General features: G+C 68.5%; 11 protein-coding genes. 10 read left to right on the top strand and 1 reads right to left on the bottom strand.

What is annotated here, in order from left to right; all coding sequences use genetic code 11:
• Positions 1-16 precede the first annotated feature (16 nt).
• From OEB96_RS46390 to OEB96_RS46380, 3 genes are read left to right on the top strand one after another with little or no spacing between them, the layout of a single operon-like run.
• Positions 17-4,369 (top strand): RHS repeat domain-containing protein, encoded by a 4,353-nt coding sequence (locus OEB96_RS46390; RefSeq protein ID WP_266223452.1) that lies wholly within the window; start codon positions 17-19, stop codon positions 4,367-4,369.
• A gap of 17 nt (positions 4,370-4,386) precedes the next feature.
• Entirely contained in the window at positions 4,387-4,779 is a 393-nt protein-coding gene (locus OEB96_RS46385; RefSeq protein ID WP_266223451.1) for a hypothetical protein, read from the top strand.
• 10 nt (positions 4,780-4,789) lie between these two features.
• Positions 4,790-5,137, top strand: a complete 348-nt coding sequence (locus OEB96_RS46380; RefSeq protein WP_266223450.1) for a ribonuclease E inhibitor RraB — start codon at positions 4,790-4,792, stop codon at positions 5,135-5,137.
• 54 nt (positions 5,138-5,191) lie between these two features.
• Here the strand turns inward: OEB96_RS46380 and OEB96_RS46375 are convergent, their stop codons facing one another.
• Positions 5,192-6,484 carry a sigma 54-interacting transcriptional regulator gene (locus tag OEB96_RS46375; protein ID WP_266223449.1) on the bottom strand — a complete coding sequence of 431 codons (1,293 nt, stop codon included), beginning with the start codon at positions 6,482-6,484 and terminating at the stop codon, positions 5,192-5,194.
• Between the two features lie 439 nt (positions 6,485-6,923).
• Here OEB96_RS46375 and OEB96_RS46370 point away from each other — a divergent pair, with 439 nt between their 5' ends.
• The 7 genes from OEB96_RS46370 to OEB96_RS46340 all read left to right on the top strand — a co-directional run bounded on the left by OEB96_RS46370 (position 6,924) and on the right by OEB96_RS46340 (position 17,228).
• Positions 6,924-8,504 carry a serine/threonine-protein kinase gene (locus OEB96_RS46370; RefSeq protein ID WP_266223448.1) on the top strand — a complete coding sequence of 527 codons (1,581 nt, stop codon included), beginning with the start codon at positions 6,924-6,926 and terminating at the stop codon, positions 8,502-8,504.
• Positions 8,501-10,195, top strand: coding sequence for a serine/threonine-protein kinase (locus OEB96_RS46365; RefSeq protein ID WP_266223447.1), 1,695 nt, complete (start codon positions 8,501-8,503; stop codon positions 10,193-10,195). Before OEB96_RS46370 ends, OEB96_RS46365 begins: the two co-directional genes overlap by 4 nt.
• Positions 10,168-11,052 carry a hypothetical protein gene (locus OEB96_RS46360; RefSeq protein WP_266223446.1) on the top strand — a complete coding sequence of 295 codons (885 nt, stop codon included), beginning with the start codon at positions 10,168-10,170 and terminating at the stop codon, positions 11,050-11,052. Before OEB96_RS46365 ends, OEB96_RS46360 begins: the two co-directional genes overlap by 28 nt.
• 608 nt (positions 11,053-11,660) lie before the next feature.
• Positions 11,661-12,608 carry a right-handed parallel beta-helix repeat-containing protein gene (locus tag OEB96_RS46355; protein ID WP_266223445.1) on the top strand — a complete coding sequence of 316 codons (948 nt, stop codon included), beginning with the start codon at positions 11,661-11,663 and terminating at the stop codon, positions 12,606-12,608.
• A gap of 243 nt (positions 12,609-12,851) precedes the next feature.
• Positions 12,852-13,781, top strand: coding sequence for a PAAR domain-containing protein (locus OEB96_RS46350; RefSeq protein WP_266223444.1), 930 nt, complete (start codon positions 12,852-12,854; stop codon positions 13,779-13,781).
• Complete coding sequence (locus OEB96_RS46345) at positions 13,778-14,839, top strand: hypothetical protein (RefSeq protein ID WP_266223443.1); 1,062 nt, start codon at positions 13,778-13,780, stop codon at positions 14,837-14,839. Before OEB96_RS46350 ends, OEB96_RS46345 begins: the two co-directional genes overlap by 4 nt.
• Positions 14,829-17,228, top strand: a complete 2,400-nt coding sequence (locus OEB96_RS46340) for a type VI secretion system Vgr family protein (RefSeq protein WP_266223442.1) — start codon at positions 14,829-14,831, stop codon at positions 17,226-17,228. The genes OEB96_RS46345 and OEB96_RS46340 overlap by 11 nt, the downstream gene beginning before the upstream one ends.
• Positions 17,229-17,230: the final 2 nt, after the last annotated feature.

The following is a 17,230-nucleotide window of genomic DNA, read 5'->3' as shown; positions in this document are numbered from 1 at the left end:
GTACACCGATCATCCCGTGGGAGGGATCCCTTCAGGGTGGCCCGCGTACACCGACGACACCACCTGGCGCGAGCGGACCGAGGCAGCCACGCGGCTCCAGGTGATGACGCTCGCCCCGGCCGTCCACGAGCGTGCGCAGATCACCTTCCTCGGGTACGTCGAGGACAACCCAACCGACTGGCCGTACCTCATCAACACCTTCGCCACCAACTACAGCGAGCCGCACAACCGCGTCACGACGATCACCAACGGACTCGGGGCGATCGTGGAGATCGACTACGAGACCATCTCCACGACGGGCGCGCACGGCATCTCGGGCCCGCACACCTACCCGCGGACGGGCGCCAAGGGGGCGATGGCCGTGGTCACCCGGCATGCGACGCAGGCCAACCCGCAGGCCGACCTCGAGGTCGACCGCTACGCCTATCACGACGCCGTGGTCGACGCGTGGGGCCACGGCCTGCTCGGCTTTGCCGAGGTCGAGCGCTGGCGCGACGGGCAGCTCGAGCACCACACGTGGATCCGCTACGCCTACGATCGCGACGATCAGCACGCCGACTATCCCACGGCCGGTCGCCCGGTGGAGCAGCTCGAGCAGCGCCGAGCCGTCGACGACGCTGGGGCGGTGCAGTACTGGCTCACGCGCACGCAGCAGCAGCTGCAGACGGTGGTCGAGCCTCGCCTGGGTGGCGACACGCTGTTCACCTACCCGGCACGCCAGGACGTGGACGTGTTCGTGCGGGACGTGAGCTGCACGATCGACTGCGAGTTCAGGCCCAGCGAGCGCTTCCAGTGGCTCACGATCGAGCAAGAGCGCGATGGCCTGGGCACGATCGTCTCCTCCACGACCACCAACGACGAGGAGGAGCGCGTCTACGAGGTGGATGCGATGCTCGACGATCAATCCGCGTGGATCGTGGGCCGTGCGGAGGCGTGGAGCGAGCAGAGCTGCGTGGGTGGTGAGTGCGTCGAGCGTGCTCACACCGCGACCTACGATCCCACCACTGGGACCGTCACCAGCTCGACCTTCGCCCCCGACGACTCGGTGGCGCGGCTTCACACCACCTACGCCTACGACGTCCGCGGCAACGTGGTCACCACCACCCTGACCAACCTCCAGGGCGACGTCCGCACCACCACCACCAAGTGGGACATCGAGGGTGTGCATCCCGAGTCGATGACCAATGCGGCGGGGCACGAGAGCTGGGTGATCCACGATCCCAGCACGGGGGTACCGATCGCCGAGGTCGCCGCCGACGGGGTGACCTGGGTGCATCGCTACGACGGCTTCCTGCGACCCACCCGGCACGAGCGACGCGTGTCGCCGATGGGGCTGTCCGATGGGCACGTGACCACGTTCGTGTACGCGCTCGGTGGCCCGGTCCACGATGACACGTTCCAGATCGAGTCGGCGCTGCGCGTGCGGACGACCGCGCCCGATGGCCAGGAACTCACCACCGACTACGGCGCCACCGGTCACGTGATGCAGGAGGCGTGGTGGGGCATGCAGGCGCTCGACGAGGTGCCCATCAACACGGGCGGCCATGGGGACGAGGTCTACGTCAGCACGCTCTACGACGGGCGCGGTCGCGTGCATCGTCGGAGCCTCCCCACCTGGGCCTCGGAGCAGCCGAGCGCCTACACCACCACCGAGTACGACGGCCTCGATCGGGTGACCGACGTCGAGCACCCCGACGGCGACCACGAGTACTTCGCCTACGGACTGCTGGCGAAGGGATTGCAGATCGCCCACACGGACGAGAGCGACGCGACCTCGCTGTTGCAGACGGATGCCGCCTCGAGAGTGGCGGTGAGCATCGATCCCCATGGGACGAGCACCTGCTTCGAGTACGGCGCCTTCGGTGTGCTCGGCGAGGTCCGTCGGGATTGCGCCGATCCGCACACGCCCTGGGTCAGCACGTACGAGCACGACGTGGCGGGTCGGATCGTCGGCGAGACCGATCCATCGTTCGGTACCCGCAGTCGGGTCTACAACGGCTTTGGAGAGCTGCTCGAGCAAAGCGACGGTGCCGGCGAGGTCATCGGGTTCGAGTACGACGCCCTCGGCCGCATGCTCGAGCGCCACGACGCCGACGGCGACACCACGCACACCTACGATGTCATCAGGCCCGGCCGGCTGCACACGAGCGAGGGCCCCGACGACATCCTGACCACCTACGGCTACGACGCCTCCGGGCGCCTGGACACGGTCACGGTGTCCGACCTCATGCTCACGGTGCCCGGGGCGCTGGAGCTGCACTTCGACTACGGGCTCGGCGACAGGTTGCAGACGCTGCACTACCCGTCGGTGGATGGAGACCCTGGCCTGCGCGCTGACTATGATTACGATGGCGCCGGCTATCTACGCCGAGTCAGAGTTGGCGGCGCCACGGTGCTGTGGTCGGCACTCCAGGCCGACGAGGCCGGTCGCCTCACGCTCGAGCGCTTCGGCAATGGCCTCGAAACCACCCGCACCTACGAGCCGCTCACGGGCCTGCCCACCACCGTGCAGACCGCGAGCCCCGGTACTCTGGTCCAGAGCCTGGACTACGACTGGCACCCGTGGGGCGAGCTCGAGCAGCGCTCCGACCTCGTGCACGGGCAGCAGGAGGCGTTCGAGCACGACGACCTGCGGCGGCTGACGCAGGCATCGGTCACCGGAACACTCGGCAGCAGCGTCGTCGACGTCTCGTACGACGACATCGGCAACATCACCCACAAGACCGACGTGGGAAGCTACGTCTACGAGGACGGGCGGCTCTTCGCCCACGGCATCGGCGTACCCGTGCTGATGGGCTACGACGCCCGCGGCAACGTCATCGACCACGGCGGCCGCACGCTCACGTACACGCCGTTCGACAAGGTGCGGCAGATCGTCGACGGCGCCGAAACGCTGGATTTTCGCTACGACGCGCAGGGCAATCGTTTCTCGCGGCACTCGGCGCTCGAGGACGATCTCACGGTGGTGCTGCAGGGTCTCTACGAGCGTCGCGAGATCGCGGGCGCGCGACGGCTGACGTACCGCGTACCCGCAGCCGGGCGCACCGTGGCGCAGATCGTGCGAACGCCAGGGCTCGGGGGAATCACCAAGCTCGGGGAACCGGCGGGATCCGGCGTGTGGAACGATGCGATCGAGTTCCTGCACGACGACCACCTCGGCTCGACCGACGTGGTCACCGACGACACCGGCGCGGTGATCCGCCGCGCCTCGTTCGACCCATGGGGCCAGGCCCGCGACGCGGAGGACTGGACGCAGCCGATCGACGACGACGTGCTCGACCTGCTCGGCGTCGGCTTCACCGGTCACCCCGCGCGGCTCGACGCCGGCCTCTTGGACATGGGCGGTCGCATGTACCACCCCGTGCTCGGGAGGTTCTTCTCGCCCGACCCGCTGGTGGTCTCGCCGCTCGACGGTCAGGCGTACAACCGCTGGAGCTACGTGCACAACCGGCCGCTCGTGGCCACCGACCCCACGGGCTACGCCGGGAGCTTCGGCGCCTCGGACGACGACGTGCGGGCGCTGCCGCGACTGTGCGACAGCGAGACCCACTGCTACCGCCCGATCGTCGTCCCCGATCCCAACTCCCCGAGCTCCGCGCTCGACTCGTGGAACCGCGCCGTGGCGATGTTCGACGCGTACAACGGGATCGGTCAGGGCGGCCCGAGCCACAACCCGCACACGGCCGGCCACACGCGGCACGGTGGCGACGCCGGACAGCCCGGCGGCACACCGGAGTTCACGATCCGGGTGACCCCGGACATGTGCGCCGAGATCTCCGCCTGCTCCGGGGGGGTGACCAAGCGCGGCCCGGTCTACATCTGGGACGCCCCGATCGACGACTTGGCCCGCACCGCGGCGGACATCGGGACCGACTTCATCCCCATCGTGTCGACGCTCAAGTCGGTGTACGATGCGGTCCAGCGGCTCGACAATGGCGAGGACACTTTCGACGTGCTCATGTCCTCGGGGGCGGAGGGACTGCTCAGCCTCATCCCCGGCGGCAAGGCAGGCAAGCGACTCGGGGATGCCGTCGATGCGGTCGGGGACGTCGCAGACGCGGCGGGCGACGTGCGCAAGGCCGCACGGGGGGCCAAGCAGACCGGCTCGTACACCAACACGCACGCCAGCGGCAAAACCTACTCCGGCAAAGGTTCCCGAGAGCGCTCTCAACAGTCGGGTCGGCGTCAGGCCCGTACGAATGACGACCCACACACCGCCACAGACTGGACTCCGGCAGTGAACAAGCGGGATGCCTTCAAACAGGAGTCCCGGCGTATAGATGCTCAAGGAGGGGTCAATAGCCCATCAAACTACAACAAGGTCGAATCGCCCGGAAAGCGGTTCCGTATGGAGGACGGTGAGCTGTGAAAAGTCTAGAACGTGCGGTGGTCGCACTGCTGGAGAAGTTGAAGCGCATTGCGCTCGAGCACGAGGAGGTCACGGATACCGATGTGCGGGAGTCGATGCATCTCGCGCTCAATTGTTACTTCGTGTGGGGACAGGATCGCTCGCGGTTCCCGCGGAGCTTCGGAATGTTCTCTGCGGAGGGGGACCTACTCATCGCACGCGCTATCCGGGAGTTCCTCGATGCGGCTGAGCAATCCAGTGAAATCTCGCGCATCCCCGTCGGCCAGGCGAGGCTCGATGTGCTGCAAGCTGAGAGCGCCGTCACCGCTGACGGTATGCTCTACGACGAGTTCATCGGTCATCGCGATACCCCGCTGCCTGCGGAGCCTCTCCCGGAACACATGTTCGCCGACGGCGACTACGAAGAATAGAGGCTGACGCGTGCCGAATCAGCATCACGATGCGACGCGGGCGGCACTCGAGCGAATCGCTCAGGATGGTTCGGATTTGAACCGCCCGCTGAAGATGGACTTCTTCGTTGCCATTCCTAATGAACGGGGTGGACGCATCATGGCGGCTCGTGCCGCCGAACTCGGATTCGAGACGAGCGTGGAGCAGGACGCCGAGACAGGCGATTGGACGTGCTACTGCACCAAAATCCTCGTGCCGACCTACGAGGCCGTGGTCGCGATCGAGTCGCAGCTTGATTCACTTGCCCGCAACATGGGCGGCCATGCCGACGGCTTTGGCACGTTCGGAAACGCCGACCTGGCAAACGACGAGCGATGAGAGCCGTGGAGCCGATCCCAGTAGGCTCCGGTAGAGCCCGCGGCGAGGGAGCCCTCACTCTTCAACCGCCGCCGCTCCTTCGTACACCCCGTGCCGCTTCAAGCGCTCGCGCAACGCCCTGCGGGTGAACCCCGACCGCCGCGCCGCCTCGCTGAGGTTCCCACCCGCGTCCACCATCAGCCGCTTGAAGTACTCCGTCTCGAACGCCGGAACCGCCTCGGAGAACGGCAGCTCGAAGCACCCTGTCCTCCGCTCCGATGCCTCCACGGAGCTGAGCCGGAGATCGCTCGGCCCGATCATCGGCGACTGCGCCAGCCGAGACACCCGGCGCAACACCTTGTAGAGCTCGCGCACGTTCCCCGGCCAGGCGTAGAGCTTGACTGCCTCGCGGGCCTCGCGGGTCAGCGAGAGCTCGCGTCCAACTTCCTGCGAGAGCTGCGTCAGCATCACCTCGGCGAGGTAGTTGGCGTCCCCGTCGCGCTCTCGCAACGGCGGCAGCCGGATGCTCTCCTCGATCAGCCGGAAGTAGAGATCCTCTCGGAACTGCCCGTTGGCCACCATCTGTCGCAGATCGCGGTTCGTCGCCGCCACCACCCGCACGTCGACCTTCCGCGGCTTCCGCTCTCCGAGCCGCTGGACCTCCCGTCGGTCGAGCACCCGCAGCAGCCGCGGCTGGAGGTCCATCGGCAGCTCGCCGATCTCATCGATGAACAGGGTGCCTCCGTTGGCCTCCTCGAAGCACCCGGGCGCGTCGTCGTGTGCCTGCGTATAGGCTCCCTTGACGTGCCCGAAGATCTCCTCCTCGGCGAGGTTGCGGGTGAGCCACGCGCAGTCGAGCACCGCGAACGGAAGGTGCGACCGCGGCGACGCGGCATGCAGCGCGCGGGCGACCATCTCCTTGCCCGTGCCCGTCTCTCCCTCGACGAACAAGTCGAGGTCGGTATCGGCCAGCCGCGAGAGTCGAGCGAAGACCTCGCGCATCGCCGTGCTCTCGCCGTGCATGCCTTGGAACTCGCTCGCCATGAGGACGGGAACCTCGACCGAGTCGGTCCCGAGGATCTCGAAGCGGTAGGCCCCCGCGGAGAAGGACATCCCGGCGGAAAGCATCAGCTCGGACACCCGACCGCCGCAGAACCAAGTGCCGTTGGTGCTGCTCCGATCCACGACCCGCACCCCGTCCTGCGCCAGCTCGAGCGAGAAGTGCGTCCCGCTCAGTTTTGGGTCGTCGAGCACGATGTCGTTGACCACGTTGCGACCGCAGGTGATCCGATCCTTGGTGAACGCCTCGGCCCGGGCCGAGGCAGACCCATCCGTGATTCGCAGCCGGAGCTGGCCTGGGCGACGCACGAGGATCGCCGGCGGAGGCGGTTGCCGAACCGTTCGCGGGAGCACATGGAGCACCGGCTTTGCCACGCCCAACACGGTACCAAGGCGTCCGCGCAGCGGAAGCCCCTCGAGGGCACCGCGCCTGCCGGTCCGCCGCGTACCGGCGCCGCGACCCTCGACCGAGGTGGACCTTTGGTGCCACACAGCACCTCGCCACCCACCGATGCACCGCCCGTCGACCGGGGGGGTGGTACCTCCGCGGACCAAAGTCCCTCGAAAAGTACCAGTGCGCACCAACCGCACGCGCTATCGCCCTGTTTTCACTGACTCGCAATTCTGGCACGGGACTTGATGAATGCTCGGCCGACCCGCCACGGGATGCACCCGCACCCCGGCGACCTCGACCCTTCCCAGGTCGTTCGCGAGACTAACCGAGCCCCTCAGCCCGTAGCACGAGCCGATGACCGAGATCGCGATCCCAGGACACGAAATCCTCAACCTCATCGGTGAGGGGGGCATGGCGCAGGTGTATGCGGGCGCTCGGTTCGGGGTGGGCAACTCGATCAGGCCCGTTGCGGTGAAGGTGATCCGCCCCGAGCTGTCGGCTGACCCGCGCTTCCGCGAGATGTTCCTCTCCGAGGCGCGGACGAGCATGAAGTTCGACCACGGCAACATCGTGACGGTGTTCGACGTGGGCGAGATCGACGACCAGCTCTACATGGTGATGAGCTGGGTCGACGGGGTGAGCCTCCACCACTTCGCCCGCACGCTGGTCAAGAAGATCGGCAAACCGCTCGATCTCTCGCTGGTGCTCTCGATCGCGATCCAACTGCTGTGCGGGCTCGACCACGCCCACACCTACAAGCTGGGCCGCAAGCGGGTGGGCATCGTCCACCGCGACGTGACCCCCTACAACGTGATGGTCTCCTCCTCGGGAGAGATCAAGCTGCTCGACTTCGGGGTGGCACGCATCGCAGGAGCCAAGACCACGCGCAGCATGAAGGGCAACCTCGTCTACATGCCCCGCGAGCAGGCGCAGGGCAACCCTCGGGTCGAGAGCGACATCTATGCGGTGGGGGCACTGATCTTCGAGCTGATCGAGGGTGAGCGCTTCCGAAGCCACTGCAAGACCGAGGACGACGTCCTCCGGGACATCTTCGAGGGCGGCGTGCCCGAGCTGCGGCGCCCGGACGTGCCCGAGGGCCTGCGAACGCTCTTGCGCGAGATGTTGGCGGTATCGTGGGCGGACCGGCCCGACGCGGCGGTGGAGGTGATCAAGCGGATCGAGGAGCTGGGGATCGAGCTGTTCACTTCGCCCATCCCGATCAAGGAGCTCTATGAGTTCTATTTCGGTGAGGCGCACTCGGGTCTGACGCGGTTCGCCCATCGGGATCCGGAGTTGTGGGCCGACCACATGCGCAAGCAGGGCCAGGCCCGCAAGCATGGGGGCGCCATGAAGAGAACGTCGGACTGCGATGCCCCGGAGGAGCCAAGCGGGGACGGTCGTCCGCCCACCCTCTTGCAGCCGCGAGCCCATGCGGAGGTGCGGCTGCATCGGGCCATGGACGCGGGCTCCGATCCGTTCGAGGTCCAGACAACCGCTCGATTCGGGCCTTGCGGCACGCCGATCGCCAACGACGAGAATCCGAGCGCAGCGGCGGACGCCGTCGAGATCCGTGGCGACGGGGCCATGGGGTACGAGGCACAGCCAGAGGGGGTGGGAGATCGAGGACGTGACGAGCAGCCGGCGGCGAAGGCCGAGCCGAAGCGCGAACCAACTGTTCGGCGCCCTCCGCCTTCGTTCACCGCGACGGGTACGGCAAGAGACGCGGGGCCGAGCGAGCTGGTCCCGGCCATGGGCATGTTCACCCGCATGGGGTGGGTGTCGAGGACCTTCGGCGGCACCATCCAAGGGGTCGTCCCGTGGCGTCACGTCCTTGCCGGGCCGATTGGGTTGCTGCTGCTGGCCACGTTCACCTTCGGCGTGATGATCCCCATCGCATGTCAGGTGAGCATTCCGAAGGCGGAGGTACGGCGATGAGCGCCAGCTCCCAGCCGTTGCCCGTGGCCACCGATTCGGATGCGGCCTCGCTCGAGGGGCGCACGGTCGGCTCCGGCCGCTTCGAGGTGCGGTCCGAGCTCGGGCGCGGCGGAATGGGCGAGGTGTACCTCGCCTACGACCGAAGACGGAGGCGGGAGGTCGCGCTCAAGCTGATCGCCGCGAGGTACATGGGTCGAGCCGAGCGAGAGCAGCGGTTCCGCAACGAGGCGGAGTACGCCCGTCGCGTGGGCACCCACCCGAACGTGGTGTCGGTGATCGACGTGGGCGAGCTGGCCGACTGTGACGGGCGACTGTTCATGACGATGGAGCCGGTACGAGGCCCTACGCTGGCCATGGAGCGAGTGACGCTCCGTCGGCTTCCGCTGGACCAAGTGGCCATGTGGGCCCGGCAGATCGCGCGTGGGCTGGTGGCGATCCATGCCGCCGGCATCGTGCATCGCGATCTGACCCCCTCGAACATCTTGATCCAGTCGGGCACCAAGGTCGCCAAGATCTTCGACTTCGGGCTTGCGGGCGAACTCGACGCTCCCACGTCGACCCATGGAAATCGGTTGACCTTCCTCGGCGAGGTTCCGGGAACCGAGGGCTACATGGCCCCCGAGCAAGCCCTGCTCGCGATACCGGCCGAGACGATGGACGTGTTCGCGTTCGGAGTCGTGCTCACCGAGATGCTCGTCGGATGCAGCCCCTTCGCCCACCTCGATCGGGAGGAGTACATCGAGTGGCAGCAGAAGGGGGACCGCGAGGTGCGATCGATCAAGCGCTGGGGCATGGCTTGGCCCGACGGGCTGGCCGAGCTCGTCGACGATTGCCTTCGCCGCGACCCCAAGGAGCGGCCCCAGAGCGCGACGGATCTGGTCGAGCGGCTCGACCAGATCTTTCCCCCTGCGGTTGCCGAGCTCGTGCCCCTGCCCACGGCTACGAAGCCGAGCGAGGACGAGCTCGATGCTCACACGATCGCGGAGCCGGTGTCCGAGCCCAGCCCGCCCGAGCCCAGCCCGGAACCGCGGCGCTTCTGGTCCACGGTGGCCTTGCTGTCGTCGTTGACGTTGGTGATCGGCGGGATGGTCGGGTGGTGGCTGGCCACCGCGATGGTCGAGCATGAGGGACAGACGTCACCCCCGGTCGAGGAACACGAGGGCGTCGAGGAGCCCGCCACGCCGAAGACCACCTCGCAGGTGGGACCGAGTGATGGGGAGCCGACGGGTCCGGTCGAGCAGACGGCTCCGGTCGAGCAGACGACGGCTCCGGTCGAGTCGAGCGAGACGGACCAAGCGTCGACTGACCCTCCCAGCGAGGTGAAGCCGCCCCAACCCGCTCCCGAACCAGTGGCGCCCACCACGGACACCGACGACACCGAGCCCAAGAAGCCGTCGGACGAGCCCAAGACGTCGAACCAGCAGGCGTCGAGCCCCTCTTCGGTGAGCTCGTGCGAGGCTCGACGTCGACGTGCCCATGACGCAGACCGCCGCCGGGCGTGGAAGAAGGTCCTCGCGGCCACGCAGGATGGGCGGTGCTGGCCCGAGGACGACGAGCGCAAGCGACTCCGAGTGCGAGCCCTCGCCGAGACCGGGCAATACGAAGCGTGTGGGCATCTGGCCAAGGGCTCCAGTGACCCCGAGATCCAGAAGTGGAGATCCGAATGCGAGCAGAACGTGTGGAAACCCTAGGCAAGGGGCGCAGCGCACCGAGCACGCTGTCGCTGGTGGCGATGATCGTGATCACTCAACTCGTCGCGGGCACTGCCTGGGCGGCACCAGCTCCGGTCCGCGTCAATGTGACCGGGGAGCAGCTCGACCCGAAGGATGCAAAGGCACTGGAGCCGTCCGTGCGCAAGGCGGCCGAAGGCACGCTGCGGGACGAGCATGGTGTGGTGCTCGAGGACGATGCGCAGACCGAGGTGAAGATCGAGATACGACCCTTCGGGGACACGAAGCCTCGCGATGCGGTGATCTTCCGCGTCACGGTGTCCACCGACGGCAATGAGGTGTACGCCGGGCATCCCACGAGCTGGTTCAAGGAGGACGACGCCGAGCTGCTCGAGGTGGTGCGGACGCGGGTGACGGAGGCGGCGGAGCACCTGCCCGAGCAACCCGAGCCGACGGCCGTGGAGGCAGCGGCGACGGATGCCGATCCGGGGGTCGAGGAGAGCACCGCGGGTATCGATGACGAGGCAGACACGACCGCGCCGCCGTCCGAGGGCGGGGCGCAGCCGGCCGAGGCTTCCTTGACCCTGCGCAACGTGGGACTGGGGCTCCTGGTCCCGGGTGGCGTCGCGTTGGGCGTAGGGATCGGGCTGGTGGCGGCCGGGACACGCGAGGTGGACGATGGCCTGGCCGTCGAGATCACCGAGCGGAACTACCGGCCGCCGGGGATCGGGGTTGCGGTCCTTGGTGGTGTTGCGGTTGCTGCTGGGATTGGGCTGCTCGTGACCCACGCTGTTCGCAAGCGCTCGAGCGAACGCCTTGGCTGGGGTCCGATGCTCGAGGGCTCGCATGCTGGCGTGGTGCTGCGCGGACGGTTCTGAATCTGGGGAGCTGAGTCATGACGAACACGATGACAATGGCGATGATGCGAAGCACGGGGGTGCTGGTGGGGATGGGCCTTGGTCTCTCCCTCGGCTGCCTGACTGTGCGGCCCAACCCCGACCACTGCGCGAATCTGGAGGGCGATCGGACGTGTGCGGATCGCTACCCTGGCGAACGAACCTACTGCACGGCGTGCGGCGCTACCCCCGAGGATGGATGTGTCGCGGAGAGACCGGTAGAGGACGCCTGCTACAGCCCTTGCGGTGGACAGAGCCGCTTCGAAGACGATGCTGCGTGCTTGGGCGACACGTCTTCGAGCAGCGGTGATGAGTCAACCTCGACCGACGAGGGGACCGGGACGGGAAGTAGCAGCAGTAGCGGTGAGAGCAGCACGACGGGATCGATGCCCTGCGTCGACGGCGAGGATTGCCCGGATGCGGCGGCGCCGTTCTGCGAGCCGGTGAGCGGGGAGTGCGTCGCGTGCAACGGCACCGACGACCCCGATGGTGCCTGCGCGGGGGTCGATCCGGCGGCACCGCTATGCGTGGGTGGGGTGTGCGTGCAGTGCACGGCGGAAGCTCCCGAGGCGTGCCAGGGCGAGACGCCGGTGTGCGACGACGCGACCAGTACGTGCGTGCCGTGTACCGAGCACGGCCAATGCGGCGAGGCGGCGTGCAACCTCTTCACGGGGGCGTGCCTGCCCGGGGATGCCGTGGTGCACGTGGGGGCCGGGGAAAAGTACGGCACCCTCTCAGCGGCGGTGATGAGCTTCGCGGCGGGTGCCGAGGGCACGATCATCGTGCATGCCGGCGACTACAACGAATCGGTCACCGTAGATGGCGGGCGCGTGCTGGCATTCCTGGCGGCGGAGCTGGGCCCAACGGTCGATCCGCCGCGCTGGGTGAGGAACTCGGGGATGACCCCTCAGCTCACCATCACGGACGCTACGGTCGTCATGGACGGCATACAGGTGTCCGGCAACCAGTCGAACATCCCGCCCGGGGTGCGAGTGGATGGTGGTCGGGCGTGGCTTGACCGTAGCCGCATCGTCATCAACCTCGGTGGCGGCATCGTGGCGCAGAACGCCTCGGAGTTGGTGCTGCGGAACTGCTTCGTCGGCGGCGATCAGAGTGACGTCGATGCCGTGATGATCGACGGTTCCACTGCATCGGTTCTCTACACGACCGTTGGTGGCGGGAACGGCTCCTTCGGCATGGCCCGTGCGCTTTCCTGCACTGCGGGCTCTGACGTGACGATCCGGAATTCGATCCTTGCGGCGCTCGACGACATCCCCGAGCTTGCATGCTCGATGGCAACGGTGAGCTACAGCGCAAGCGAGACCGCCATCATGGGGGCGGACAACGTCACGCTCGGGCCCGTTCAGGCAGGATGGTTCGCGGGCTACCCCACGGGTGATTTCACCCTGGCCAGCCCTCCCGTACAGCTCACCAATGCGGCCCAGTGGGAAGACGGTGACCCGCCGTCCGACATCCATGGTGACCTACGCCCCACCATCGACGGCTCTGCCGACTATGCGGGGGCCGACGTGCCATAGAACGACCCGGGCCCTTCCCTCGACTCCTTCTACCGTCGACGTTCCCACGACCGCTGCCGAACGGTGGCGGCGGGAGCGTCATGCTTGCCCCCAGTGATCATCACGAGCCCCCGTAGGTACACCCACCGTAGATAGTCGCCTCCTCCAAGGGCGCCGCTCCTCGCTCGTGGCCAATTGCCGTGGCTGCGTCGGGTTCTTGCGTCCTCGATGCGTCTGCGCCCAGCGACCTTTCAACGAGTACCCATGACCCTCCACCCCCCACCTGTGAACCCAACCCTGGGCGCCTGGGATGCCTTGACCGAGGTCGTGCACGCGGTGCGACTTCCCGAGCGCTTCCGTCGAAGGAAGCCTCGACCCGAGGGCAGGCAACCGACCCACACGGTGGAGTGGCTCGACGACGACCGAGCCCAGTCCCTTCGGGCGTTGCTCGAGCCGGCTCTGCGGGACACCGCACGGCGCTCGCGTGCGGATGGCCGGCCCCGGCCGATGATCGCATCTCGGGATTCCCTGCGAGCAAGCAAGCCGGCGGTGTTCGAGCCACTCGCCGACCTGGCCGAGCATCCCGAGTACCTGCTCGCGGTCGACGTCGACGACGCGGTGTGGTGTTTCGACGGGAGCGAGCACGGGTGCCTGGAGCAGTGGAGCAAGCTGGTGCTCACGCCCGCGGCCGGGTTCGCGGCGCGGGTGGGCGACATGATGCTCCACGGCGGTCCGATCGCGCCGGGCCCGGGCAGCTCCAATGTCTTCATCGGTGGCCGCCCAGCGCTGCGTAGCTGCGACGGCCACGTGTGCCCCCGGGCCGAGCTCGAACCGCATGCCGGCGGCGGGTTCGTGGCGACGCAGAGCAAGGTCGAGATCAACGGCTTTCAGGCTCTGCGGGTCGGCGACTACGTGGACGAGGGGTCGCACGGGTTCAACCCGATCGTAGTCGGTTGCCCGTCGGTGGTGATCGGGCCGACGCCGCGACCAGTGGTGGGCTGGTGCTCGACCGGGACCAAGCCCTCGCCACGACCCGCCGGCCTGCCGTTCTCGTGGCGCCGCATCGAGCCCGAGCCAAGCGAGCGCAAGGAAATCCTCGGGCTCGTGCTCGACGGACCACGCGCACGAGCCCAGGGCGTGGCTCGGCCGACCCGGCTCTGGGCCGAAGCAACGCGAGAGGACGACCGACGATGACCACGCTACGAGCCCCACCCTTTCGCGACGCGCCGCACGTGCTCGAGCAGGTGGCGCAGACCCACCGCCGCCAGGCGATCGTGCCGACCGGCGATCCGACCCTGGCCTACTCCCTGCCGATCCCCAAGGGCTGGGGCCGTGTGCAGGGCCTTGGTGTTCAGGCCCCGGTGGGGCGACCGGAGATCCTCGGGCTCTTCGCGCCCGACCCCGACATCGAGGGCCCGCGGATCATCGTGTCGGCCACACGCCTGCGGTGGGACGTCGACCCGGTGGAGTGGGTGCGTCATGGATGGGAGCTCGCGGGCTGGTCGATCGCGATGGCTCAGCCGCTCGAGGCCCGCTGGCACCCGCGTTTCGAGGTAGGCGGCCTGCGGACGATCGACCGTCGCGTGGAGGTGCGTCGCGCGACCGGGTTCGTCGACAACGGGCGCTTGCTGCGGGTCGACGTGGCCGGGCCTGCCTCGACCTGGGACCGGATGCACGACGTCCTGTGGCCGTGCGGGGTGCTGATGGCCCTGGACCGGCCGACGTTCTGCCGCGAGGTGGAGCCCCGGGTGCGCCGCGGCGGGCCGTACATGGCGTTCTGCTTGCCAGAGTCCTGGACCGCCCGACCGCAGCCGCCCCCATGGGTGGGTACGACGCGATGGGTGGCCGAGCCCACCGACGCGGCGCAGGGCTCGGTGGGCCTGCGGATCGACGCCACCCGCTGGCAGTACGACCGCCCCGAGCCAGTGCAGACGCGGCAGCACCGACTGCACCACGAGCTGTGGATCAAAGGGATCGCGCTCGCTCGTCAGCCCAAGCGGATCCCCCCGGGCTCGGCCATGGGCACGTCGGGGCTCGTGGGGATCTACCTCGCGACCGCCCGTGACAGCCAGCAGACCTTCGAGCTCCGCTTCGCCCACCGCGACGTGGACGGCTGGAGCTTCGACTACACGGCGGTGATCGCCTCGCCCGAGCGCTACCCGCTCGATCGCATGCGGGCGACCCGGGCGCTGGAGATCGCCGTGGCCACCACCGAGATCCAACCCGAGGAGCACACCCCCCATGCCGCATGACGTTCAGGCCCACGACGCGCTCCCGGATGGCCTCGACGAGCTGCCGTCGCCGCGCGTCCGGCTGTACCTCCAGCTCCGGGGCGACCCGGACGAGCACGAGTGGGCGGTGCGGTCGTTCGTGCTCGACGAGCGCCTGCATGCTCCCTACGCGCTCGCGGTGACGGCCCTGGGCCCCCTGCCCAAGGCGGGGATCGAGGGGCTGCTCGGCGGGCGCGTGGTGCTCGAGCTCGCTCGCGGGATCCATGGGCGAACGGTGCACGGCATCGTGCTCGAGGCCGAGCTCGTCCGCGGTGTCGAAGGGAGCGAGGTCGAGCCGATGGTGGAACTCCACGTGGTGCCCGCGTTCGCCCTGCTCGGGCTCTCGCGGCGCAGCCGGATGTTCCAGGGCCAATGCGTGGTGGAGATCGCGTTGGCCGTGATGGGTCCGGTGCTGGCCGAGCACGGTGGCCTCGTCTGCGTGGATCGGCTGCGGCGGCTCCATCCGCCGCGGGACTTTTGCGTCCAGTACCGCGAGACCGACCTCGACTTCGTGCTGCGGATCCTCGCGGACGATGGGATCACCGTGCTCTTCGACCACGACGCGGGGACCGAGACGGTGGTGCTGGTCGACGCCAACGAGGTGCTGCCCAACGCGGGGCGGGAGCCGCTCGAGGACGACGACCGGTCGCCGCCGCGGATCCCCTTCGTGGGCCAGGACGTCGACGAGCTACCGTTCGAGGGTATCGCCGCGCTGGGTCGCCAGAGCCGGCTGCGGCGGCGAAAGTGGACGGCGACGGCGTGGGACTGGCAGGTGCCGGGGATGTCGGTGCGCTCGGAGACCAGCACGATCGACCCCGCGGCCGTCGGCGAGTGGTGGGAAGCGAACGAGGGACGGTTCGACGAAGCCGCGGCGGCCGAGGGCCTGGCCGCGGACCGCATGGGGCGACGGGTGCAGCTCCAGCGGGGTCGCGACCACGCGACGGCGACGCGGCTGCGCGCGTGCTCCAATGTGATCGGCCTGCGTGTGGGCTCGGTGTTCGAGTTGCTCGAGGGGCCCGACGACGAACTCGGCGACCAGTGGGTGGTGACGGCGGTTCGCCACGAGGCTCGCGCAGAAGGTCCACGTGAGCTCGGGGGCGAGGCGATCGCGAGAGCCGAGGACCTGCGAGCGCTCGCCGACGACACGAGCGAGGCCGACGGGCTGCCCTTCATGTACGGCAACGACCTCGAGTGTCAGCCGTTGCGAGCACATGTCGTTCCGCCTCGGCTCACGAAACCCAGGGCCGTGGGCATGCAGTCGGCCGTGGTCACGGGGCCACCCGGCGAGGCGATCCACACCGATCGCTTCGGTCGTGTCCGCGTCCGCATGCTGTGGGACGAGCAGGAGCACGAGGGCGAGCCCACGTCGTGCTGGCTACGCGTGGCCACACCGTGGGCGGGTGACGACTTCGGCGCGGTGTTCATCCCGCGGGTGGGTACCGAGGTGCTGGTGTCGTTCATCGCCGGCGATCCCGACCGGCCGATCTGCTGCGCCTGCGTCCACGACGGCGTAGCGGGGCCGCCCTACGAGCTGCCCGGGCACGCGACCCGCACCGTGCTTCGCACCCGGACCATCGCCGGCGAGGGCTTCAACGAACTGTCGTTCGAGGACTTGGCGGGGGCGGAGGAGGTGTTCCTACACGCCCAGCGCAACCTCCGTGAGCAGGTGCTCGCCCACCACTGCACCGAGGTGGGTCGCAACCAGACGCTCGCCGTCGAGGGCTCGCGCATCGCGAGGATCGGCAAGGACGACACCACGATCACGGCCGGCGAGCACCGCCACATCGTGAGCGGCAAGGCCACCGCCCGCTTTCGCGGTGGCTACGCCGTGCACGTCGGGGAGGTGGCGACCCCCGCCGAGTCCGCCAGCGCTCCCATGGACACGGAGCCCGAAGCGCCCGCGGGAGGTTTCGAGCTGCGGTCGGTCGAGCCGATCGTGTTCTGCTGCGGTAGCAGCCGCCTGGAGCTGCGCCCCAACGGCATCGTGCTCCGAGCCCCGCGGATCTCGGTCGAGTGCCCGAGCGCGGCATTGGTGCTCGAACAGGACGCGGCCACGCTGCGGGCGGCCACGAAGATCGAGCTGGGCACCGACATGCTCGTGGCGGTGACCGCGAGCATGGCGGTGCTCAAGGGCCCGACCACCGAGATCGAGACCATCAAGGGCGACGAGATCGACGTCGAGTCCGCGAGCCGTATCGACGTTCGAGGTCGACGCGTCGGGATCGAGGCGAACGAGAGCATCGACCTCGCAGCGACGAGTCGCATCGGCGTTCGGAGTCGAGACGTCGGGGTCGAGGCGGACGAGCGGATCGAGATCGTGACGGAAGGCGAGGTGAAGATCCGTGGCACCGAGAAGATCGAGCTCAACTGAGA

The sequence above is a fragment of the Paraliomyxa miuraensis genome (genome assembly GCF_026337845.1).
Taxonomy (GTDB): Bacteria; Myxococcota_A; Polyangia; order Nannocystales; family Nannocystaceae; genus Paraliomyxa; species Paraliomyxa miuraensis.
This window is presented reverse-complemented; position numbering and strand designations above follow the sequence as displayed.

What these genes read in the sequence shown, in the direction of transcription:
- OEB96_RS46370 (WP_266223448.1), top strand. Translation starts at nt 6,924, where the DNA reads ATGACCGAGATCGCGATCCCAGGACACGAAATCCTCAACCTCATCGGT.
- OEB96_RS46365 (WP_266223447.1), top strand. Translation starts at nt 8,501, where the DNA reads ATGAGCGCCAGCTCCCAGCCGTTGCCCGTGGCCACCGATTCGGATGCG.
- OEB96_RS46360 (WP_266223446.1), top strand. Translation starts at nt 10,168, where the DNA reads ATGCGAGCAGAACGTGTGGAAACCCTAGGCAAGGGGCGCAGCGCACCG.
- OEB96_RS46350 (WP_266223444.1), top strand. Translation starts at nt 12,852, where the DNA reads ATGACCCTCCACCCCCCACCTGTGAACCCAACCCTGGGCGCCTGGGAT.
- OEB96_RS46345 (WP_266223443.1), top strand. Translation starts at nt 13,778, where the DNA reads ATGACCACGCTACGAGCCCCACCCTTTCGCGACGCGCCGCACGTGCTC.
- OEB96_RS46340 (WP_266223442.1), top strand. Translation starts at nt 14,829, where the DNA reads ATGCCGCATGACGTTCAGGCCCACGACGCGCTCCCGGATGGCCTCGAC.